The sequence below is a fragment of the Amycolatopsis sp. WAC 04169 genome, assembly GCF_003947535.1.
In the GTDB taxonomy this organism is placed as follows: Bacteria; Actinomycetota; Actinomycetes; order Mycobacteriales; family Pseudonocardiaceae; genus Amycolatopsis; species Amycolatopsis keratiniphila.
This window is the reverse complement of record NZ_QHJI01000002.1, coordinates 206434-226898: the sequence shown is the minus strand read 5'-3', so window position 1 is coordinate 226898 and position 20465 is coordinate 206434. Positions and strand designations below refer to the sequence as shown.

Sequence of the window (20465 nt, the reverse complement as noted above, 5' to 3'; positions counted from 1 at the left end):
ACGGAAAAATGAGTGAACTGGCCATCGAAGCCTCGGGGCTGGTCAAGGTGTTCGGCGAGAACCGGGCGGTCGACGGGATCGACCTGAAGGTCCCCGCCGGCACCGTGTACGGCGTCCTCGGGCCGAACGGCGCCGGCAAGACCACCGCGGTGAAGATGCTCGCGACCCTGCTCCGCCCCGACGGCGGTGAAGCGCGCATCTTCGGCAAGGACGTCGTCCGCGACGCCGACGCGGTCCGGTCCATGGTGAGCCTGACCGGGCAGTACGCCTCGGTCGACGAAGACCTGACCGGCACCGAGAACCTGGTGCTGATCGGCAGGCTGACCGGGCACCGCAAACCGGCCGCCCGCGCACGGGCGGCGGAGCTGCTGGCGGCGTTCGGCCTCACCGAGGCCGCGGGACGGCAGGTGAAGAACTACTCCGGCGGGATGCGGCGGCGGATCGACATCGCCGCGAGCATCCTCAACACCCCGGACGTGCTCTTCCTCGACGAACCGACGACCGGTCTCGATCCCCGCAGCCGCAACCAGGTCTGGGACATCGTGCGCGCGATCGTGAAGCACGGCACCACCGTCCTGCTGACCACGCAGTACCTCGACGAGGCCGACCAGCTGGCTTCGCGGATCGCGGTCATCGACCGCGGCAAGGTGATCGCCGAAGGCACCAAGGGCCAGCTGAAGGCGTCGGTCGGGGCGGGTGCCGTCCACGTCCGCCTGCGCGAGGCCGACCAGCGGCCCGCGGCCGAGGCGCTGCTCGTCAGCCATCTGGAGGCGCAGGTGCTCCTGGAGCCGGACCCGGTCGCGCTCACCGCACGGCTCACCGGCGAAAGCACCGAACAGGGTGCCGCCGAGCACGCCGCGCGCGCATTGGCCGAACTCGCCCGCGCCGGCATCGTCGTCGACACCTTCTCCCTCGGCCAGCCGAGCCTCGACGAGGTCTTCCTGGCCCTCACCGACCGCACCACCGTTTCCGAGGAGAGTGCAGCTTGAGCACCACGGCAGTCAAAGACAACGAACCCGTTCTCGCGGCACCGAAGGCGGAGGACCTCGCCGCCGTCCTGCTCTCGAAGAACCGCCCGCAGCGCCCCAGCGCGCTGTCGACATCGGTCACCTTCGGGTGGCGCGCGATGCTGAAGATCAAGCACGTGCCCGAGCAGCTGTTCGACGTCACGGCGTTCCCGATCATGATGACGCTGATGTTCACCTACCTGTTCGGCGGCGCGCTGTCCGATTCGCCGACGCAGTACCTGCAGTATCTGCTGCCGGGCATCATGGCGAGCAGCATCCTGATGATCACCATGTACACCGGGATCTCGGTCAACACCGACATCGAAAAGGGTGTCTTCGACCGGTTCCGCACGCTGCCGATATGGCGGCCGTCGGCGATGGTCGGCTACCTGCTCGGCGACATGCTGCGCTACCTCATCGCCTCGCTGGTGATCCTCGGCGTCGGGCTGATCATGGGCTTCCGTCCCGCCGGGGGAGTCGGCGGCGTGGCCGCGGCGATCCTCCTGCTGCTGGTGTTCTCGTTCGCGTTCTCGTGGATCTGGACGATGTTCGGGCTGCTGTTGCGCAGCGAGAAGTCGGTGATGGGCGTCAGCATGATGGTGCTGTTCCCGCTGACCTTCCTCAGCAACATCTACGTCAATCCCGAGACGATGCCGGGCTGGTTGCAGGCCTTCGTCGACGTGAACCCGGTGACCCACGTGGTCGCGGCGGTCCGCTCGATGATGGACGGCAACTGGAACGGCGGCGAGATCAGCTGGGTGCTGATCGCCGGCGCGGTCATCCTCGCGATCTTCGGCACCTTGACGATGCGGCTCTACAACCGCAAGTGAAACCGGGGGTAGGTCCCCTGGCAGCTCACAGCCGCCAGGGGACTTTTTCCTCGGGTGCGTAACGGCACGACGAACCGGTGGTGACGGACGCGCGCAGATGCGCGGCCAGCGCCGGATGCTGCTCGTCGAGTTTGCGCAGGGTGTCCCGGATGCGGGCGGTCACCGTCTTGCGGGCGCGTTCGGCCTCGTCGCCGAGCCGCCGGGTGCGGCCGCCGAGCCCGGCCGCGGACCGCAGTTCGGCGAGCAGGGCGTCCCGTTCCCGGTCCAGCGCCGCGGCGCGCGCGTCCTGGCCCAGCCCGGTCGCGGTGTCGATCAGTTCGTCGAGTTCGTCCAGCCGCGCGCGGTACCGGGCCTTCGCCTCCTCGTCGAGGACGGCGTCCCCGCCGAGACTCTTCGCGGCGACGACCACCTCGCCTCCCTCCGGATCGAGCAAGCGGACGGCCGCCACCTCCGAACCCGGCCTGCCGAGCAGGAAATGCAGATCCCGCAGGCCTTTCGAGTCCGGAAGGTGCGCGGTGACGCCGTCGAAGTGCAAGGTCCACACGGCTTCGTCGCGGCGGAACTCGGCCATCGGCGCCGCCGGGGTCCGCGCGCCCTCGCGTGCCCGCGTCACCCTGGCCACGACCTGTCGCATACCGAGTGCGGTGGCTTCTCTGTCCACTTCGGACAGCAGGGTCGCCGCAGCCGTCGCGTCGCCGTCGAGGTTACGGCCGAGGAGGGCGATCCCCAGCCAGGACTTGGCTTCGGTCGCCCAGACCGTCGCCCGGAGGCGATCCGCGGAGAGCGCGGCACCGCGCAGCCGGTCCACCGCCTCGTTCCACCGTTCCTGCGCGAGATCGAGCCTGCCGAGCCAGAGGTCGACCGGGCCGGAGATCTCGCAGCCGTACAGGGAAACCAGCCACTCCCCACTGTACGGAGCGAGGAGCGCGCGGGCCGCTTCACAGCGTTCGGGATCGCGTGAGACCGCCGCCGTATGCGCCTGACAGCGCAACCACAACGCCTCCAGGTCACGCGGATACGGCTTCACGTCGGCGGCGAGATCGGTGAGCCGGACGGCCTCCCCGACGTCCTCGCGCTGGGCCGCGGTGATCGCCTCCAGCATCCGGCCGTAGGCGTACCCGCCGCGGGAGATTTCGCGGTGCAACCCGGCGAGCTCGTCGAACCGTCCCTCCAGGCACCACCGGGCCCACTGCTGCAACTGGTTCAGGTCACCGAAATGGGGATGCTCGTCTCCTGCGTGGCAAGACACCACCTGCTGGATGAACGCCTCGGCTTCGGAGAACCGGCCCTGGAGCGTGGCGATGATGCTCTGGTCGATCCGGGACGCCAGCTGCGAACTCGGCGCCCTCCCGGTGGCCGCCAGGGCGAGGAACTCCTGGTATTGCTCGAAATACCGGGGATCACCCTGTTCGAGCAGCGCCACCCACTTGAACGACGCCGCGTAGTGCTCCAATTCCGGGTTCGAGGTGCGGCGGCCGACGAGGACCAGTTCGTCGGTGAGCCGCTCGCGTTCCGCGGCGCTGCCGGGACCCCAGATCGCGTCGTGCCGGGCCCACAAACCGAACAACAGGGCGGAATCGTCCTGATCGTCGCGGGCGGTGATCATGATGTGCGCGGTCAGTTCCTGCGTCATCTCTTCGACGGTGACGTCACGGCCGGGCTCGCGGCCGCACAGCCGTCCGTGCGCTTCGGTGAGCACCTTGACCGTCTCGTCGACCCGCAGGCCTTTGTGATCGGCGCGGATCAGGGTCAGCGCGAGCCGGGCGAGGAGATCGTCGTCGTCGAGTTCACGGATGAGCGCCGCGACGTCGTCGAGGACCTGCCTGCCCTCCTCCGTCTCCTGGTGGCGGGTCAGGTGCGCGCCCAGTTCGAGCGCGATGACCGCCTGCCGCCGCCGGTCTTCGACGATCTCCATCGCCCGCCGGTAGTGCGTGGTCGTCTCCTCGATCGCCATCCGGCCGGTGGCGTCGATCGCGGCGGCGAGCAGCAGGTCGACGGCCTCGTCCGGATCGAGTTCCCGGCCCGCGAGCAGCGCGTGCCGGGCCATGTCCGCGGGGAAGAGCCGGTCCGGCGACGACGGCGTCTCGCGGGCGGCCGCGACGACCGCGGCGTGGTGCTTGCGGCGCTCCGGTTCGGACAGGCTCGCGTACAGCGTCTCGCGGACGAGGTCGTGGGCGAAGGCGAACCGGCCCTGCCCGTGCACCACGACCAGCCGCGCCGCGACGGCCTGGTCGAGCAGCCGGTCGACTTGCGGCACGGGCGCCGACGCCACCCCCGCGAGCAGACGGCGGTGGAACTCCCTGCCGAGTACGGAGGCGGTGGTCAGCAGATCGAGGACCGGCTGCGGGAGCAGGGAAAGCCGTCTCTGCAGGGCGTCGGCCACGCCGGGCGCGATGGTCTCGGCGGAACCGCCGCTGTGCCACAGCCGCGCCGTCTGCTCGACGAAGAACGGATTCCCGCCGGTGCGGCGGTGGACCTCGGCGACCAGCGCGTCGTCGGGCTTCGCGCCCGCCGTCCTGGCCATGAGCGTGCCGACCTCGTCCGGTTCGAGGCCGGTAAGAGTGACCGAAGTGGCCTTCGCGAGCAACGGCAGCATGAGTGAGCGAAGCGGGTGATCGGTCGCTTCGACCTCGACGTCCCGGTACGTGCCGATCAGCAGCAGCCGTTCGAACCAGGTGTGCTGGGCGGCGAACTCCAGCAGCCGCAGCGACGCGGCATCGGCCCAGTGCAGATCGTCGAGCACCACGACGACCGGCTGGTCCTGGGAAGCGGCCACCAGCACGCTCGTCACCGCGTCGTACAAGCGGAACCCGTCCGCCGCGCCGTCGCCGCGCGCCTCGCCGAGCAGGACGTCCAGCGCGCTGTCGGCCATCGCGGCCCAGCAGCGCTCGCCGACCGCGCGCCGCAGCCCGCGGACCACCTGCGTCCACGGCCAGTAGCCCGGGGCGCTCGCGGAGTCCCAGCAGGACCCGTTGAGCACGAGGGCGCCGAGCCGTTTCGCTTCCTCGGCGGCGCCGGTGACGAGCGTGGTCTTGCCGATTCCGGCCTCTCCGGTGACCAGCACCAGCCCGCCGTGGCTTTCGGTGGCGCGGGAGATCTCCGCGCGGAGCACCCCCGCGGGATGGTCACGTCCGATGAGCGCGGCTGACATGTCCGAATCCTCCCAGTAGGGTCCGACAATCTCACGACGCGCGCCCGCTGTCAGGCGTTACCCCCGGTCCGCGGTGACCGAGGGTGACCGACGTCTCCAGGTCTCCGGGAACCCCTGACGAGGGAAAACCGACTTTCTGGACGTGAGTAATCGAGTGGGACGGCGGGTGAACAGCCGTCGAAATTCCTGTCCCGACGGGCGGAGGCGGCCTGTTGTGCCAGGTCAGGTGATCGCGGGCTGGAGTAGGGTGCAAAGTATGGGGAGCATTCGCTCGCGCGTGCTGGCTTGGATCGGCCGCCGTTACCTCGCGCGTCAGCAGAAGAACGGTTTCGACCTGTCCAAGATGTCGATCATCCCGGACAACGCGCTGCTGCCGCTCAAGCGCGACGGTCTCGACCCGGTGGCCGAGCTGGGCCGGATTCGCGCGACGGAGCCGATCAGCAAGCTCGACCTGCCGTTCGGGATGAACGGCTGGCTGGTCACCGGCTACGACGAGGCCAAGGCCGTGCTGGGCAAGGTCGGCGAGTTCAGCAGCGACTTCACGAACCTGGTCGGGAACGCCGGCGTGACCGAGGACCAGAACCCGGGTGGGCTCGGGTTCGCCGATCCGCCGGTGCACACCCGGCTGCGGCGGCTGCTCACGCCGGAGTTCACCATGCGGCGGCTCTCGCGCCTGACGCCGCGGATCGACGAGATCGTCGCCGAGCAGCTCGACGCGATGGAGAAGGCGGACGGCCCCGTCGATCTGTGGGAGGCCTTCGCGCTGCCGATCCCGTCGCTGACGATCTGTGAGCTGCTGGGCGTCCCGTACGAGGATCGCGACGACTTCCAGCGGCTGAGCACCGCGCGGTTCGACCTCTTCGGCGGCGCGGGGGCGTCACTCGGCGCGATGACCGAGTCACTGTCCTATCTGGACGAGATCGTCAAGAAGCAGCGCGAGCAGCCCGGCGACGGCCTGCTCGGCATGCTCATCAAGGAGCACGGCGACGAGATCGACGACCGCGAACTGGCGGGCCTCGCCGACGGCGTGCTCACCGGCGGACTGGAGACCACGGCGAGCATGCTCGCGCTCGGCGCGCTCGTGCTGCTCAAGGATCGCGAGCTGTTCGAGACCGTCCGCGGTGACGACGAGGCCGTCCACAAGTTCGTCGAGGAACTCCTGCGGTATCTGACCGTGGTGCAGATGGCCTTCCCTCGGTTCGCCAAGGAGGACATGGAGATCGCCGGCGTCCGGATCGCGAAGGGCGACATCGTGCTGGTGTCGCTCAGTGTCGCGAACCGCGACGGCGTCCTCGGCGAGGACATGGAGAAGTTCGACGCGACCCGCGAGCCGACGTCGCATCTCGCCTTCGGCTGGGGCATCCACCGCTGCATCGGAGCCGAACTGGCCAGGATGGAACTGCGCACCGCGTATCCCGCGCTGGTCCGGCGGTTCCCGGAGATGCGGCTGGCGGTCGAACCGGAAGAGGTCGGCTTCCGGAAGGTCTCCATCGTCTACGGCGTCGACGCGCTGCCGGTGCTGCTGGACTGATCCTCAGGCGACTCCTCTCGGGCGGAACTGGATGCTGATCCTCGGTCCGACCGGTTTGGTGGTCTTGGGGACGGCGTGTTCCCAGGTGCGCTGGCAGCTGCCGCCCATGACGATCAGGTCGCCGTGGCCGAGGGCGTGGCGGACCGTCTCGCCTCCGCCACGCGGGCGCAGCGCCAGCTGCCGGGCGGCGCCGACCGAGACGATCGCGACCATGGTGTTCTCGGTGCGGGAGCGGCCGGTGTCGTCGCCGTGCCAGGCGACACTGTCGCGACCGTCCCGGTAGAAGCACAGACCGGAGGTCACGAACGGCTCGCCGAGCTCTTCCGCGTAGTGCGCCGAAAGCGTCTCCCGTGCCTCCGTGAGGATCGGGTGGGGGAGCGGCATGCCTTCGCGGTAGTAACTCAGCAGCCGGGGAACGGCGACGACACGGTCGTACATCTGCCGTCGTTCGGCGTGCCAAGGCACGTCTTCGGCGAGCCGGGTGAACAACTCGTCGGCGCCGGCGAGCCAGCCGGGCAGCACGTCGATCCAGGCGCCGCGGGTCAGCTCGGTGCGCCGGAGCCCGTCGAGCGAGCCGAGCCCGAGCGCCGCGCACTCGTCGAACAGCGAGGCTTGAAGGGCGGGGGTCATGGCATCCGAACCTACCCCGGTTCCGATCATTTGTCGAACGGGTGTTCGAGCGGGTAAATGACCTGCTTCTGTCGGTGTGGTCGGGCACGATGGTCGGCATGATCCACACAGTGACGTCCGCGGACGGAACGCCGATCGCGTTCGAACGGCGCGGCGAGGGCCCCGCGCTGGTCGTCGTCGCGGGCGCGGGCAACGATCGGCACGGTGACGAACCGCTGGTCGCGGAGCTGACGGCCGAGTTCTCCGTGGTGACCTACGACCGCCGGGGCCGGGGCGACAGCGGCGACACCGCGCCGTACTCGGCCGAGCGTGAGATCGAGGATCTGGCCGCCGTCGTCGCCGCGCTCGGTGAGCCGGTGATCGTGCACGGCATCTCCTCCGGCGGCGCGCTGGCGCTCCTGGCGGCCGCGGCGGGCGTGCCGATGGCGCGCCTGTCCGTCTTCGAGCCGCCTTATCGCGGCGAGACGGAAGAAGTCCCCGAGGGGTACGCCGACGAGATGCGCGAGCTGGTCGCGGCGGACCGCTGGGACGACGCCGTCGCGCTGTTCACGATGTCCGCGGTCGGCACGCCGGCGGAGGCCGTCGCCGCGGCCAAGGCGACGCCGATGTGGGCGGAGCTGCGCTCGTTCGCGCCCACGCTCGTCTACGACGCGTTCGTGATGAGGGATTCCAAGGTGCCGGGCGAATTGGCGTCGATCGCGACACCCGTGCTCGTGGTGAACAGCAACGGCAGCACCGACTGGCTGAAGGCCGCCGCTCTCGCCGCGGCGAAGACGGTCCCGGGCGCGCGGCAGGTCGAGCTGGACGGGGAGTTCCACAGCGTCGCACCGGAGCGGCTCGGGCCGGAACTCAGCGCGTTCTACTGGGATCCTCGATGAGGCGCAGGTAAGCCTCGCCGCGCGGGGAGATCCGGTAGCCGACCTCGAGGCTGAGCGTCAGGCCCAGGTTCTTCAGCTTGCGGATGTCGACCTTCAACGGTTCCTTCTCGCGGCCGAGGAGGTCGGCGAGCTCCTGCGCGCGGCGGCCGGGGTGCTCGGCGATGAGCCGCAAGGTCTCGTGCGTCCACGGGCGGTTTCTGTCCATCTTGGACAAGCGCTTGCCGATGGCTTCGACGTCCTTTTCGGACAGTCCGGCGTCCGTGCTGAGTGCGTGCCGGGGATCGGGGCCGAGGTAGCGCAGCCGGATCCGGTACACAGGGGCGTCCGCGGGGCCACGGAGTGTCGCGCGGACGGCGTTCGCGGACTCCGCGCCCGATCGGCGGGCCTCGGCCTCGGTGATGCCGTCCGGGTCGACGATCTCGACCGAGACGACCTCGATCACCCCGGCCTCCAGGCGCATGACGTCACCGGGGTGGACGTTCTGTTTCGACCAGCGCCGGAAGGCGAGGTCGATCGTCCCGGCCGCCAGTCCTTCGAGGACCGTCAAGGAGAGGATCACCGTCGTTACCCAATCAGCGGGACGCCGGGGCGTCAACGTCTTGTCCGACGACGGTTCGTGCTCGTACAGTCGCAGCCTGGTCCTGGTCTGGACCATCACCGCCGCCCTGAGTGTGCAGGAGGCAGGATGCGGAGACGACTTCGGACCGCCGGGGTGGTCGCGACGGCCGTCCTCGGCCTGATCGCGTCGGCGATACCGGCGAACGCCCAGGTCGGAACGGGGCCGTGGACGGCGGAGAGTCCGTCGTTCAACGTGCAGGAACGCGGATGCGGCCAGGTCGACGGGCTGAACTTCGAGCTGACCTGCTCCACCGGAAGCGGCGACCAACGGGCGGAACGACGCTACGTGACCTACACCGGCGGGACCCGGCAGTTCGAGGGTTCGTTCCGGATCACCAGCATGGCGGGCAGCCGGATCAGCTTGAAGCAGACCTTCCGCGACGCGCCGACCGCCGGTCCGTACTTCATGCTCGCGGTCGAGCGCGGCGGGCGGCTCTACGCCGTGCACGGCGGGGACACCTTGGGGAGCGGCGCGACCGTCGGGACGTCGGTGCGGGTCAACACCGTGCACCAGGTCGGGAGCACGCACAAGGTGTACATCAACGGTTCGCTGAAGCAGACCGTGAGCAGCAGCGGCGGGAGCTACTACGACAAGTTCGGCGCCTACCGGACGGCCAGTGGCGCCGGGCCGGTCAAGGTGACCTGGAGCGGGATCAAGTTCTGGCGGAAGTGAGCCGCCGCCTCGTGAGTGGCGAAGACGGTTCTAACCGTCCTTGCCACTCACGAGGCTCGGGCCGCGGCGCCACGCGTCGAGGTCCGTCCATGCCTGAAGCGTCCGCCTGCTCTCGAACCGGCGGCGTTCCCCGGTGACCGGATCGGTGAACTCGAGGACTTTCGCCAGCAGTTGCAGGGGTTCGGTGAAGTCGTCGAGCGGGGTTTCGGTCAGCTCCGGGTAGAAGTCGTCGCCGAGGATCGGCAACCCGAGGCCGCTCATGTGCAGCCTGAGCTGATGGGTGCGGCCGGTCGCGGGGATCAGGCGGTAGCGGCCGAGGCCGTCGCGATGCTCGATCAGCTCGACACGGGTCTCGGCGTTGGGTGGCCCTTCGACCTCTTGCGCGGCGATGACCCCGCGCTCCTTGACGATGCGGCTGCGGATCTCGCGCGGCATCGCGACCGCCGGATCGTGGCGCGCGATCGCCTCGTATTCCTTGTGTACCAAGCGATCTCGGAACATCGTCTGGTATTTGCCGCGGACTTCGGGGGTGATCACGAACAGGATGAGGCCCGCGGTGACCCGGTCGAGCCGGTGCGCGGGGGTGAGCCGCGGGAGGTCGAGTTCGCGGCGCAGCCGGACCAGCGCGGTCTGCAGGATGTGCCGTCCGCGCGGGATCGTCGCGAGGAAATGCGGTTTGTCGGCGATGAGGAAATGCTCGTCGCGGTGCAGGACGGAAACCTCGAACGGTACGTCGACCTCGTCGGGCAGGTCGCGATGGAACCAGATGAACGAGTCCGGCACGAACGGCGAATCGACGCCCAGCGGCCCGTCCAGTCCGACGATGCGCTCCTCGCGGAGCATCTCCTCGATCCGTTCGGGCGCGACGCGGGGGAGCCGCTCGACGAGGTGCTCGCGCAACGTCGTCCACGGCCCCTCGGCGGGCATCTTGAGCCTCGCGGGATCGAGCCCGTGACGGGGCGGGAGCGGCGGGCGGAGCTTGCGTCTCATCACCGCGCACTCTAGCCGCGCCCCTGGTCGCGGGCGGCTGCCGTGGTGCCCCGCAGGTGCTCGCGCGTTGCGAAAGCCACTTTCGCAACCTTCAACGTTGCGAAAGTGGCTTTCGCAACGTCCGGAATCGGCACCCGGGCGACCGGCGCGCCGAAGAGCGTCAGGAGTTCGGCTGGTCCCGGTACCGCGCCAGATACCGCTCGGTCACCTCGGCTTCCGCGACCGCGGCGGCTTCCGCGCGGGTCCGGCGCCCGATGCCCGGCGGGAAGCCGTTCTTGGCGAGCCGGTGCTCGATGCTCTCCTCCATGTAGGCCATCGAGTAGAAGTACGCCACGAGTGCGGCCATCAGCACGATCGCCAGCCGCAAGGTGAGCGGGCCGGGCAGGAGCAGCCACACCGCGCAGAGCGGGGCGATCATCACCGTGCTGCGGGCGACGTGCCGCCAGCGCCAGCTCCCGGTGGTCGCGTCGTGGAGGATCCAGTCGTGGTAGCGCTCGGGCAGCCTGCCGCCGAGGGAGTACCACAGCCAGCGGAACACGTCCGGGCGTTTGCGGGGCATCGGGCGACTCCTTCCGTCGATGCCGTCACAGTACACTAATCATTAGTACGCTAAATATTAGCGTCAACGCTAGGATCGGCGGTATGAACTCGGAGGGGCCGGAGATGAAGGCGATCGATCTGGGCGAGGATCCGCTCGCGTTGGAGCGTCAGGTGTGTTTCGCGCTGTCGGTCGCGTCGCGCAGCGTCATCGCCATCTATCGGCCACTGCTGGAACCCCACGGGCTCACCCATCCGCAGTACCTCGTCATGCTGGCGCTGTGGGAGCGGGGCCCGCAGGCGGTCAAGGAGCTGAGCGTCGCCCTGCGCGCCGAACCCGCGACGTTGTCACCGCTGCTCAAGCGCCTGGAGACGATCGGTTACGTCACCCGGCGGCGCAGCGCCGAGGACGAGCGGCTGCTCACGGTCGAGCTGACGGAATCCGGTCGCGCGTTGCGCGCGGAGGCCGAGAAGATCCCGTATCGCGTCGTGGAGAAGCTCGGAATGGAGGTCTCCGAGCTGGAGGCCCTGCACAAGGCGCTCACCCGGGTCATCGAAGCCACGGCTTGAGCGAACCGAAACCGGGGTGTGACGAAATGAGGGTGTGAAGCCGCTCCGGGGTGGGTAATTCCCGTCACGCCAGTACAAAGTGACAGGAAGATGAGGGACCGTGACCACCTCGACCCCCGCGCCCACGGAAGCAGGTCTGGAGCTCATGACCAGGCTGAACGCCTACCTGGAGGACGTGGCCGCGGCGCTGGGGATACCGCGGGATTCGGGCACGGTCGACCTCGCCGGTCCGGTCACCGCCCAGCTGAGGCTGAACTGGCGCCTCCCCGGCTTCCCCGAGCGCGACGTCGACCTGATGTGGCACGAGGAGCACGGCTGGTCGGCCGCCGTGGCGACGCATTCGGTCGACGACCACCATGTCGTCGTCGCCTACCTCGGCGGCCGCACGGTGGCGTCGCATCCGCGCCTGGTCGCCAGGTTCGCCGAGAGCCTGCGGACCGGCGACCACCAGGACTGCTGGCCCGGCCCGCCGGCGTTGCGCACCGCCGCCGGACCTTCCTCGCTCGCCAAGGAACTCGCCGCCTGGGCCTGATCAGCGCGGCGGGGCGAGGACCACGTCGAGCGCGATCGTGATCTCCCTGCCGATCAGGAACCTCGGCGCGCGCAGGCCGATCGCCCGCCGGTCGAAGACGGCACCGGCGAGCACCCGCCAGGTGCCGTTGCCGTTGTCCGCCGGCCCGGTCGCGGTCACCGTGAGGGGACAGGACTCGCCGCGCGCGCCGAGGGTGCCCTCGACCGACCACCCGTCCGGGCCCTCTTCGATCCGGTCCGCCGCGAAGGTCAGCACGGGATGCGCGTCGATCGCCAGCAGACCGGGTTTGCGCAGGTCGGCGTCGCGTTTGGCGTTGCCGGTGTCGATCTTGTCGAGGTCCAGCGCCGCTTCGACGGCGACGACGCCGTCGGCCGAGACCCGCACCGAGCCCAGCTCGACCGGGATCGAGCCGTGGACCAGGCGGATCCCGAAGTTCCGGACGGTGAACGTGGCCGAGGTCCGATCGGCGAGCACGGTCCACGTGCCGACCCGCGCGGACGTCCCGGCGGTCATCGCCGCTCACCCACCAGGCCGAGCGAGGGCAGGGACGTGTGGAGCACGCGGTGGACGTCGATCCGGTCCGGACCCGGCAGCAGCGCCGGATCCTCGCCGGGCAGCAGCTCCGTGGCCATGATCGTCTTCTGGACCGCCTCCATCGCCTCGATCGACTCGGTGAAGCCGAGGATGAGGCTCGACCGGTCTTCGGCGGTCAGGACGTAGAAGCCGCCGACCCCGTCGAGCCCCCGTACGGCGGGCCGGATCCGCTCGCGTCCGCCGAACCGGGCGGCGTCGGCCTCCGCCTGGCTGAGCGGCCGGTCGAACCAGGTCGCCTGCGCGATCCTGGGCTCGGCCGCGCCGCCTTCGACGTCGGCGTCCGCGTAGACACGGGCGTCGAAGACACGGGCGACGCGGCGGTCGGCGGCGGCGAGCGCGGACCCGCGGTCGCGCCACAACGCGACGACGAGCCCGGTCAGGCCGCCGACCTGGGCGAGGGTGCAGGTGCCCGGCGAACCGGTGCCGGGGTGGAGTTCGGCGGCGAGGGCGTGGCCCCAGCCCGCGGACTCGTCGGCGTGCGAACGCCGGAACTGATGGACGGTGGCGTACATGGGCTTTCCTTTCCCGTCGGACGTGCCGACTCTGCGCTCCCGGCGGCCGCCGGACATCAGTGCCAGTACGCAGGGCGGTACGGAATCGGGCCCGGGGAGCGATACTCCTTGCGTGAACCGGGAACCGTTCGTGGGCCGGGAGGGCGAACTGGCGAGTCTGCACGGCAGGCTCGCCGACGCCGCCGCGGGGTCCGGCGGGCTGGTGCTCGTCTCGGGGCCGCCCGGGATCGGCAAGACCCGGCTGGTCGAGGAGGCGACGGCCACCGCGCCCGCCGTGGTGTGGGGCCGGTGCGCCGACGATCCGGGGGCACCGCCGCTGTGGCCGTGGCGCCGCGTCGTCGAGGCGCTGCCGTCGGTGGATTCGGCCGTGAAGACCGCTTTCGCCGAGACCGAGGGCGCCGGCGACGTCCAGGCGGCGCGGTTCCGGCTGGTGGCCGCCGCGGCGGACGCGCTGGTGGCCGCGGCGGAACCGGCGGGCCTGGTCGTCGTCCTCGAAGACCTGCACTGGGCCGACGAAGCGTCGTTGCGGCTGTTGCGGCATCTGGCGGGGGAGTTGCGGCGCTCGAAGCTGGCCGTGGTCGCGACGCATCGGGACACCGGGCACACTCCCGCGCTCGACGCGGCCCTGCCGGATCTCCTGCGCCGTCCGGGCGCGCGAAGCATCTCGCTGCCGCCGCTGGCCGAGTCCGACGCGCGGACGCTGCTCACCGGACTGGCCGAAGACGAAGTACGCGAGGCCTATCGCCGCTCCGGCGGGAACCCGCTCTATCTCGGGGCGATCGCGCGTTCGGCCGGGGGAGCGGAGCTCGGCCACCTTGTGCGGACCGCGGTGGCCGCCCTCGGGCCGGAGGTGCGGCGGCTGCTCGCCATCGCGGCGGTGCTCGGTGAGGACGTCGACGCCACCTTGGTCTCGGAGGTGTCCGGCCTGCCGGCCGTCGAGGTCGCGGACGGGCTCGATCAAGCCGAAAAGGCAGGGGTGCTGGGTTCCGGCCGGTTCGCGCACGCCGTCGTGCGCGACGGGATCTACGCGGATCTCGGACAAGCCGAACGGGAAGCGTTGCACGGTCGGGTCGCGGCGGCGCTTGAAGCGCACGCCAGGCGTGAACCCGCGCTTGCCGGAACGGTGGCCGGGCATTGGTTGCGCTCGGCGACCGCGCCGGGGAAGACGGCCGAGTGGGCGGCGCTCGCGGCCGCGGAAGCGAACCGGGCACTGGCCTTCGACGAAGCGGCGCGCTTCCTCGCGATGGCGCTCGACGCCCGCGCGAAGGCCGGACTGTCCGAAGTGGACCGTGCCGGGCTGTTGCTCGACCTCGCCGTCGCCGAATACCGGACCGGCCGGTTCGCGCGAAGTCTCGACCATGCCCGGCGCGCCGCCGACGCGGGGCTGCTCGCCCGTGCGGCGCTGGTGGTCCGCGACGTCGCGGCGCCGGATCTCCTGCCCGGCATCCGCGACCTCGCCGTCCGCGCGCTCGCCGCCGACGGGGTCGACCGGACGACGCGGGCACGCCTGCTGGCGCACAGCGCGTCGGTGGAAGCCGACTACGGCCGGTTCGCCGACGCGGAGAAGCTCGCCGACGAAGCGTTCGTGCTCGCCGAGGGATCAGGCGATCCGGAGGCGCTGGTCGACGCCGTCCGCGCCCGGATGAAGGTCGCCCCGGACAAGCTGCCGCTGTCCGAACGGCTACGGCTCGGCGCGCTCGCCGCCGAACTGGGCTCGCGTACCCGGCAGCCGCTGGTTTCCTTGTGGGGCCACAAATGGCGGATCGACGCGGCCTTGGCGGACGGGCGGATGGCGCTCGTCGACGACGAACTCGTCGCGGTGACCACGCTGGCGCGGCTCACGAGGCTTCCGCTGGTGCGCTGGCACGACCTGCGGCTGCGCAGTTCGGTGCTGTCGTTGCGCGGAGATCTGGCGGAGGCGCGCGAACTCGATCTCGCGGCGGAGGAACTGGCGGACACCGAACTCGCGGACGATTTCTCCGCGAAAGGGATGTCGTACGCGTTCCGAACCCAGCTCATGCTGCTCACGGGCGATCCCGGCGGCCTGCCTGAGGACTACGCGGGTCTGCTGGACCGGGCACCGCATCTGCCGGTCACCTTGGTCTCGCGACCGCTGCTGAGCCTGCTCGCGGGCGACCTCGACGAGGCGAGGGTCCGGTACGAACAGCTGGTTCCGCTGGTGCGGAGCCCGGAATTCGCGCTGCACGCCACCGGCGCGCTGCCCAATCTCATACCGCTGGTCGAGGCCTTCCGAGACGTCGAGATGGCGGAATACCTGTTGCGGCGCCTCGATGAGGTGCAGTCGATCGTGGCAGGCGGCGCGGGTGTCTTCTGCACCGGATCCAGTCTGGAACACCCCGCCCGGCTCAACGCCCTGCTGGGCCGCCACGACGAGGCGGTGCGGCTGTCCGAGCGGGCGATCGCGATCAACGAAGGCATCGGCGCGCGGCCCTGCGTCGCCCAAACGAGATTGCTGCTCGCCGAAGCTCTGGTGGCCAAAGGCGATTTCGGGCGTGCGCAAGGGATCGCGCGCGAGGCCCTCGACGAATTCCGGCGGCTGGCCATGCCGGGACCGCTCGCGCGGGCCGCATCGCTGCTCGACCGGATCCGCGCCGGACGCCGCGCCGCGGACCCGCTCACCGGGCGGGAACGCGAGATCGTCACCCTGCTCGCCGACGCGCTGAGCAACCGCCGGATCGCCGAGAAACTGGTGCTTTCCGAACGTACGGTGGAAAGTCACGTCCGGAGCATCCTGGCGAAACTGGGTATGGCGAACCGGACCGAGGTCGTCGCGTGGGCGAGCAGAGAAGGCCTCAGGGACTGACGGTCAGCTTGCCGAGGATGCGCGCGACGACGGCGTCCAGGTTGTCGTCGAGGAAGAAGTGCCCGCCCGGGAACACTTCCAGCTCGAAGGAGCCGCTGGTGTGCTCGGCCCAGTTTTCGACGTCCGGCAGCTCCAGGACCGGGTCCGCGTCACCCGCGAGTGCCACGATCGGGCAGCTCACGTCGGGGCCCGGCCGGTACCGATAGGTCTCGACGGCCTTGTAGTCACCGCGCAGGGCGGGCAACGCGAGCGCGCGGATGTCCGGGTCGTCGAAGATCGTGGGGTCCGTGCCGCCGAGACGGCTGACCTCCTTGAGGAAGGTGTCGTCGTCGGCGAGGTGGTGCGCCCTTTCCTTCTGCAGGTCCGGGCCTCGGCGGGCCGAGACGAACAACGCCGTCGGCACGATGCCGCGCGCTTCGAGCCGCCGCGCGACCTCGAACGCGGCGATGGCGCCCATGCTGTGGCCGAAGAGGGCGAAGGGTCGCCGGAACGCGGCGACGACGTCCACCAGCTGCTCGGCGAGGGCGTGCAGGTCGTCGATGACCGGCTCGCCCATCCGGTCCTGCCGTCCCGGGTACTGGGCGGTGTGCACCTCGACGGTGGGTGAGAGCGCGGCCGAAAACGAGCGGAACGCGCTCGCGGACCCGCCGGCGTGCGGGAAGGCGAGGAGCCGCATCCCGGCCGACGGCGCCGGATGGAAGCAGCGCGTCCAACTGCTCAGAGCACGTCCTGCCATCGAAAATCCCCCAATCCGTGCGGGAACGACCCGCACGACACTGGAATGTACGGGGGATTCGCGGAATGCGTCCATGCTTGTGCGGGGTTGTTCACGCTGGGAACACTGGACACCGGGGCTCGGCGATGGGAGCGGGATGTGGCGGAGGACCTGAAGATCAGGGTCGGCGTGGGGCTGGGGACCGGGACGGCGCCCGGGGAGTTCGGCGCCGCGGTCGATCTGCTGGAGCGGGCCGGCGTCGATTCGCTCTGGCTGCCCGAGGCGGTGTACTCGCCCAGGATCGATCCGGTCGTCGGGCTGACGCACGCGCTCACCCGCACCACGAAACTGAAGGTCGGCACCGGGGTGATGGTGCTGCCGGGCCGTGATCCGGTGCTGGTCGCCAAACAGGTCGCCTCCCTGGCCGCGCTGGCGCCGAAAAGGGTGCTCCCGGTCTTCGGCCTGAAGCCGGCGCGCGCCGCGGAACTGCCCCTGTTCCCGGTGCCGCAAGGCCGCCGCGCCGCGGTGTTCGACGAGTCGTTGCTACTTGTCAGGGCCTTGCTGGAACAGGAGGAAGTGACCTTCGAGGGCGAGTTCTTCCGGGTGGAGGGCGAGGGTTTCGGTCTCACCCCGGTCAACCGGCTCGACCTCTGGCTCGGCGGGAAGGCACCCGGCGCGCTGCGGCGGGTCGGCAGGCTCGCGGACGGCTGGCTGGCCAGTTTCCTCACGCCGGAGGAGACGAGGGCCGGCCGCGAGACGATCCAGGAGGCCGCCGCCGAGGCGGGCCGGGAAATCGAGGCCGACCACTTCGGGATCGGCCTCTTCGTCGCGGAGGACGGGATCCCGGACGCGCTCGCGGCTTCGGTCACGGCGCGGTCCGGCGCGGATCCGTCCCGGCTGATCGCGGACGGCTGGAGCGCCGCCCGCGACCTGATCGCCGAGCACGTCGACGCCGGGCTGAGCAAGTTCGTGCTGTACCCGGCCGGGCCGGAGCCGATCGAGCGGTTCGTGGAGAACTTCGTCGAGCACGCCGTCCCGCTGCAGAACTGAGGCGCTAGTCGAACTTCAGCTCTTCGGTCCGCCGCGGCATCAGCAGCAGCGCGCCGACGCTGAGCACGGCGACCACCAGCATCGCCAGGAAGACGTGGTGCGTGGCATCCGCGAGGGCACCCCGCACGAACGTCGTCGTCGGGGTTTCCGGGCCGTTGCCTTCCAGGACGACACTGGTCGCGTCGACGCCGGACGGCAGGCCGGTGACCCCGGCAGGCGGGCTGGCGAAGCGGTTCGCCAGGGTCGCGTTCGCGATCGCGCCGAAGATCGCGACGCCGACGGCGCTGCCCAGCGAGCGGCTGAACATGTTGGTCGCGGTGACGACGCCGCGGCGTTCCCAGCCGATGGTGGACTGCACGGCGATCAGCGTCGGGCTCGACGCCAGCCCCAGTCCCAGCCCGAGGACGAACGCGGCCGCGGCCGCCAGCCAGATCGACGACCCCGCGGCCAGGAACACCGTCAGCGCCGCGCCCGCGATGACCGCCCCGCTGCCGATCAGCGCGGTGTCCCGGAACCCGATCCGCATGTAGATCCGGCCCGCCAGCGACGCCGAGATCGGCCAGCCGACGGTCAGCGCGGCCAGCGCGAATCCGGCGACGAGCGCGCCGGTGCCGAGCACGCCCTGCGAGAAGGTCGGCAGATACGACGTCAGGCCCATCAGCAGCATGCCGACCACGACGGCGACCAGGTTACCGCCGATCAAGGTCCGTTTCGTGAAGATCCACAGCGGCAGCACCGGCTCTTCGGCCTTGCGTTCCACGAACACGAACGCCACCAGCAGCACCGCAGCGGCGGCGAAGATCCCCAGGCTCGGCGCGGACGCCCAGCCCCAGGCGACGCCGCCCTCGAGGAGACCGAGGATCAGCAGCGAGCAGCCGAGGGTGAGCAGCGTGGCGCCGAGGTAGTCGATGCGGTGCGAGCGGCGTTCGACGCGTTCGCTGAAGTTCCGGAACAGCATCCACGCCGCCAGCGCGCCGAGCGGCAGGTTGATGAAGAAGATCCAGCGCCAGTCCAGGTACTCGGCGAACACCCCGCCCAGCGTCGGCCCGACCACCGACGAGATGGCCCATACGCTGGCGAGATAGCCCTGCACCCTCGCGCGTTCCTCGACGGTGTACATGTCGCCGACCATGGTCAGCGCGATCGGCTGGATGGCGCCCGCGCCGATGCCCTGCACCGCGCGGGCGGCGATCAGCACCGGCATGCTCCAGGCCGCGCCGCACAGCACCGAGCCCAGGAGGAACGCCGCGATTCCGAAGAACATCACCGGGCGCCTGCCGAGCACGTCGGCGAACTTGCCGTACAGCGGGACGGTGACGGCCTGGGTCAGCAGATAGATCGAGAACAGCCACGGGAACTGCGAGAATCCGCCCAGATCGGCGACCACCGAGGGCACCGCCGTGGCGATGATGGTCGAGTCCAGCGCGATCAGGCCGGAACACAGCATCACGGCGATCAGGACGGGGCCGCGTTCGGACCGGAAACCGACCCCTTCCTTCGCGGTGACCGGGGCCGGGGTGGTCATCTGTGACGGTCTCCTCAGGCTCATGAACGACGTCAACTACTTCGCATGGGTAAGCATTCCATGGAGACACCCGGTCATGGGACCGATTTATTCCGTGAGCCATCCCGCAAAATGGATCGGATGAGCACCTGGATCCGCCCGATCGACCGTGGCTGGGTAGTCCGCGACACCGTCCCGGGGCCCGACGTCGACGAGTTCGCCGACCCGGACCGGGTGGCCGCCGCGCTCGCCGGGGCCCGCGGCGACAGCCTGCTGGCGGTGCAGCATCCGGCCCGCACCCCGGCCGCGCTGGCGGGCGGGCTGTCGATCGAGGCCGCGTTGCCGCAGGCCAGGGCGACGTTCGAGCGGATCCGGGAGCGGCACTATCGCCCGGTCACCTCGGTGCTCGCCCCGTATCGCATCGACGGGCCGGACGGGGTCGCGCTGGGCGTGCTCTGCCTCGTCGACCCCGCCGCCGTCCGGGACGACGGCGTCACCCGGGTCCGGCACACCGAGGACGTCTATCCGGACGTCGTCGCGGAACGGGCCGCGATGCTCGCCGGGCTCGGCGTCGCGACGAGCGCCGCGATGCTGGTCCCCGCGACCGGCGGCCGCGAGCTGACCGCGCTGATCGAACGGACCTGCCGGGGCCGGGTGCCCAGCCTGTCCACAGTGGACGGCGCGGGCCGAAAACACGAACTGTGGCTCACCGGTCCCGGCGAAGACCAGGACGGGCTGCTGGCGACCCTGGACGGCTTGGATCTCCTGGTCGCGGACGGCAACCACCGTGTCGCGGCCGCCGCGGCCTCCGGGCGCGGCGCGCTGCTTGCGCTGGTCACCGGCGGGCCGGGGCTGCGGATCGGGCCCATCCACCGGGTGCTCGCCGGCACCGGGCTCGACGCGGACACCCTGGCCCGGCGCTGGACGGAGGCGGGATACGACGTCCACCCCGGCCCGCCGGAGCCGCCGTCCGAGGCGGGCGAGGTGACCGTGGTGGCAGGGACGTCGGCATTCCGGGTGTCGCTCGGCAAGGCGGGTGGTGACCACGCGGTGGTCGAGCAGGAGCTGCTCCGCGGGGCGCTCGGGGTCGATCCGGAAGGCCCGAACGTGCGTCCGCTGCTGCCCGGCGTGCCGCTGCCCGAAGACGCGGACGCGGTGCTGCTGCTGGCCCCGGTCCCGTACGCGGAGGTGCTCGCCGTGCACGCGGCCGGGGCGCGGATGCCGAGGAAGGCCACCTACTTCACCCCGAAACCGCGCAGCGGGCTCCTCCTGGCCGGGCTCTGACGTCGCGCTTTTGTCGGTGGCGCGGCTTAGGATCG

The 20465-nt window shown here is 70.6% G+C and carries 19 protein-coding genes; 10 read left to right on the top strand and 9 right to left on the bottom strand.

The annotated features are described in order from the left end of the window. Nucleotides 1-8 precede the first annotated feature (8 nt). Both DMC61_RS05910 and DMC61_RS05905 read left to right on the top strand, forming a co-directional pair. Entirely contained in the window at nucleotides 9-989 is a 981-nt protein-coding gene (locus DMC61_RS05910; protein ID WP_125687468.1) for an ATP-binding cassette domain-containing protein, read from the top strand. Beyond that, nucleotides 986-1837, top strand: a complete 852-nt coding sequence (locus tag DMC61_RS05905) for an ABC transporter permease (RefSeq protein WP_125687466.1) — start codon at nucleotides 986-988, stop codon at nucleotides 1835-1837. The genes DMC61_RS05910 and DMC61_RS05905 overlap by 4 nt, the downstream gene beginning before the upstream one ends. Nucleotides 1838-1862: 25 nt before the next feature. Here the strand turns inward: DMC61_RS05905 and DMC61_RS05900 are convergent, their stop codons facing one another. Next, on the bottom strand, nucleotides 1863-4988 hold the full coding sequence (locus tag DMC61_RS05900) for an AAA family ATPase (protein WP_125687464.1): 3126 nt from the start codon (nucleotides 4986-4988) through the stop codon (nucleotides 1863-1865). Nucleotides 4989-5244: 256 nt separating this feature from the next. On the opposite strand from DMC61_RS05900, the gene DMC61_RS05895 reads away from it, so the two are divergent. Beyond that, nucleotides 5245-6519 (top strand): cytochrome P450, encoded by a 1275-nt coding sequence (locus DMC61_RS05895; RefSeq protein WP_199749910.1) that lies wholly within the window; start codon nucleotides 5245-5247, stop codon nucleotides 6517-6519. Nucleotides 6520-6522: 3 nt separating this feature from the next. Here the strand turns inward: DMC61_RS05895 and DMC61_RS05890 are convergent, their stop codons facing one another. Continuing rightward, the gene (locus DMC61_RS05890; RefSeq protein ID WP_125687462.1) at nucleotides 6523-7149 is read right to left on the bottom strand and encodes an alpha-ketoglutarate-dependent dioxygenase AlkB; all 627 of its coding nucleotides are present in this window, start codon (nucleotides 7147-7149) and stop codon (nucleotides 6523-6525) included. 98 nt (nucleotides 7150-7247) lie between these two features. Between DMC61_RS05890 and DMC61_RS05885 the strand changes: the two genes are divergently transcribed. Then, nucleotides 7248-8027 carry an alpha/beta fold hydrolase gene (locus DMC61_RS05885; RefSeq protein ID WP_233594715.1) on the top strand — a complete coding sequence of 260 codons (780 nt, stop codon included), beginning with the start codon at nucleotides 7248-7250 and terminating at the stop codon, nucleotides 8025-8027. Here DMC61_RS05885 and DMC61_RS05880 read toward each other — a convergent pair. Continuing rightward, complete coding sequence (locus tag DMC61_RS05880) at nucleotides 7999-8682, bottom strand: hypothetical protein (protein ID WP_233594714.1); 684 nt, start codon at nucleotides 8680-8682, stop codon at nucleotides 7999-8001. The two genes, DMC61_RS05885 and DMC61_RS05880, sit on opposite strands and share 29 nt — an antisense overlap. A gap of 30 nt (nucleotides 8683-8712) precedes the next feature. On the opposite strand from DMC61_RS05880, the gene DMC61_RS05875 reads away from it, so the two are divergent. After that, a complete protein-coding gene (locus DMC61_RS05875) occupies nucleotides 8713-9318 on the top strand; it encodes a hypothetical protein (RefSeq protein ID WP_016333268.1) in 606 nt (201 codons plus the stop codon). Nucleotides 9319-9348: 30 nt separating this feature from the next. Here the strand turns inward: DMC61_RS05875 and DMC61_RS05870 are convergent, their stop codons facing one another. Continuing rightward, nucleotides 9349-10308: an RluA family pseudouridine synthase gene (locus tag DMC61_RS05870; protein WP_125687460.1), complete on the bottom strand. Its 960-nt coding sequence runs from the start codon at nucleotides 10306-10308 to the stop codon at nucleotides 9349-9351. A gap of 160 nt (nucleotides 10309-10468) precedes the next feature. Beyond that, the gene (locus tag DMC61_RS05865) at nucleotides 10469-10867 is read right to left on the bottom strand and encodes a DUF5313 domain-containing protein (RefSeq protein WP_063276842.1); all 399 of its coding nucleotides are present in this window, start codon (nucleotides 10865-10867) and stop codon (nucleotides 10469-10471) included. Nucleotides 10868-10971: 104 nt separating this feature from the next. On the opposite strand from DMC61_RS05865, the gene DMC61_RS05860 reads away from it, so the two are divergent. Both DMC61_RS05860 and DMC61_RS05855 read left to right on the top strand, forming a co-directional pair. Continuing rightward, nucleotides 10972-11415 (top strand): MarR family winged helix-turn-helix transcriptional regulator, encoded by a 444-nt coding sequence (locus DMC61_RS05860; protein WP_043848995.1) that lies wholly within the window; start codon nucleotides 10972-10974, stop codon nucleotides 11413-11415. A gap of 100 nt (nucleotides 11416-11515) precedes the next feature. Next, nucleotides 11516-11947, top strand: a complete 432-nt coding sequence (locus DMC61_RS05855) for a DUF6292 family protein (RefSeq protein WP_125687458.1) — start codon at nucleotides 11516-11518, stop codon at nucleotides 11945-11947. On the opposite strand, the gene DMC61_RS05850 is transcribed toward DMC61_RS05855, so the two are convergent. Next, entirely contained in the window at nucleotides 11948-12460 is a 513-nt protein-coding gene (locus DMC61_RS05850; RefSeq protein WP_125687456.1) for a YceI family protein, read from the bottom strand. Next, complete coding sequence (locus DMC61_RS41360; RefSeq protein ID WP_199749909.1) at nucleotides 12457-13053, bottom strand: hypothetical protein; 597 nt, start codon at nucleotides 13051-13053, stop codon at nucleotides 12457-12459. The genes DMC61_RS05850 and DMC61_RS41360 overlap by 4 nt, the downstream gene beginning before the upstream one ends. 112 nt (nucleotides 13054-13165) lie before the next feature. Between DMC61_RS41360 and DMC61_RS05840 the strand changes: the two genes are divergently transcribed. Further along, complete coding sequence (locus DMC61_RS05840) at nucleotides 13166-15877, top strand: AAA family ATPase (RefSeq protein WP_125687454.1); 2712 nt, start codon at nucleotides 13166-13168, stop codon at nucleotides 15875-15877. On the opposite strand, the gene DMC61_RS05835 is transcribed toward DMC61_RS05840, so the two are convergent. Beyond that, nucleotides 15867-16613, bottom strand: a complete 747-nt coding sequence (locus DMC61_RS05835; RefSeq protein ID WP_199749908.1) for a thioesterase II family protein — start codon at nucleotides 16611-16613, stop codon at nucleotides 15867-15869. The genes DMC61_RS05840 and DMC61_RS05835 overlap by 11 nt on opposite strands. Before the next feature lie 138 nt (nucleotides 16614-16751). Between DMC61_RS05835 and DMC61_RS05830 the strand changes: the two genes are divergently transcribed. Further along, complete coding sequence (locus DMC61_RS05830; RefSeq protein WP_125687452.1) at nucleotides 16752-17642, top strand: TIGR03854 family LLM class F420-dependent oxidoreductase; 891 nt, start codon at nucleotides 16752-16754, stop codon at nucleotides 17640-17642. Between the two features lie 4 nt (nucleotides 17643-17646). Here DMC61_RS05830 and DMC61_RS05825 read toward each other — a convergent pair whose 3' ends face one another. Beyond that, nucleotides 17647-19167, bottom strand: a complete 1521-nt coding sequence (locus tag DMC61_RS05825) for an MDR family MFS transporter (protein WP_016335604.1) — start codon at nucleotides 19165-19167, stop codon at nucleotides 17647-17649. A 111-nt stretch (nucleotides 19168-19278) separates the two neighbouring features. On the opposite strand from DMC61_RS05825, the gene DMC61_RS05820 reads away from it, so the two are divergent. Next, nucleotides 19279-20430 (top strand): DUF1015 family protein, encoded by a 1152-nt coding sequence (locus tag DMC61_RS05820; RefSeq protein WP_125687450.1) that lies wholly within the window; start codon nucleotides 19279-19281, stop codon nucleotides 20428-20430. Nucleotides 20431-20465: the final 35 nt, after the last annotated feature.

Coding starts and splice junctions, on each gene's coding strand:
- DMC61_RS05880 (WP_233594714.1), bottom strand. CDS start 8,682: ATGGTCCAGACCAGGACCAGGCTGCGACTGTACGAGCACGAACCGTCG.
- DMC61_RS05870 (WP_125687460.1), bottom strand. CDS start 10,308: ATGAGACGCAAGCTCCGCCCGCCGCTCCCGCCCCGTCACGGGCTCGAT.
- DMC61_RS05910 (WP_125687468.1), top strand. CDS start 9: ATGAGTGAACTGGCCATCGAAGCCTCGGGGCTGGTCAAGGTGTTCGGC.
- DMC61_RS05860 (WP_043848995.1), top strand. CDS start 10,972: ATGAAGGCGATCGATCTGGGCGAGGATCCGCTCGCGTTGGAGCGTCAG.
- DMC61_RS05885 (WP_233594715.1), top strand. CDS start 7,248: ATGATCCACACAGTGACGTCCGCGGACGGAACGCCGATCGCGTTCGAA.
- DMC61_RS05850 (WP_125687456.1), bottom strand. CDS start 12,460: ATGACCGCCGGGACGTCCGCGCGGGTCGGCACGTGGACCGTGCTCGCC.
- DMC61_RS41360 (WP_199749909.1), bottom strand. CDS start 13,053: ATGTACGCCACCGTCCATCAGTTCCGGCGTTCGCACGCCGACGAGTCC.
- DMC61_RS05895 (WP_199749910.1), top strand. CDS start 5,245: ATGGGGAGCATTCGCTCGCGCGTGCTGGCTTGGATCGGCCGCCGTTAC.
- DMC61_RS05820 (WP_125687450.1), top strand. CDS start 19,279: ATGGATCGGATGAGCACCTGGATCCGCCCGATCGACCGTGGCTGGGTA.
- DMC61_RS05835 (WP_199749908.1), bottom strand. CDS start 16,613: ATGGCAGGACGTGCTCTGAGCAGTTGGACGCGCTGCTTCCATCCGGCG.
- DMC61_RS05900 (WP_125687464.1), bottom strand. CDS start 4,988: ATGTCAGCCGCGCTCATCGGACGTGACCATCCCGCGGGGGTGCTCCGC.
- DMC61_RS05865 (WP_063276842.1), bottom strand. CDS start 10,867: ATGCCCCGCAAACGCCCGGACGTGTTCCGCTGGCTGTGGTACTCCCTC.
- DMC61_RS05875 (WP_016333268.1), top strand. CDS start 8,713: ATGCGGAGACGACTTCGGACCGCCGGGGTGGTCGCGACGGCCGTCCTC.
- DMC61_RS05890 (WP_125687462.1), bottom strand. CDS start 7,149: ATGACCCCCGCCCTTCAAGCCTCGCTGTTCGACGAGTGCGCGGCGCTC.
- DMC61_RS05825 (WP_016335604.1), bottom strand. CDS start 19,167: ATGACCACCCCGGCCCCGGTCACCGCGAAGGAAGGGGTCGGTTTCCGG.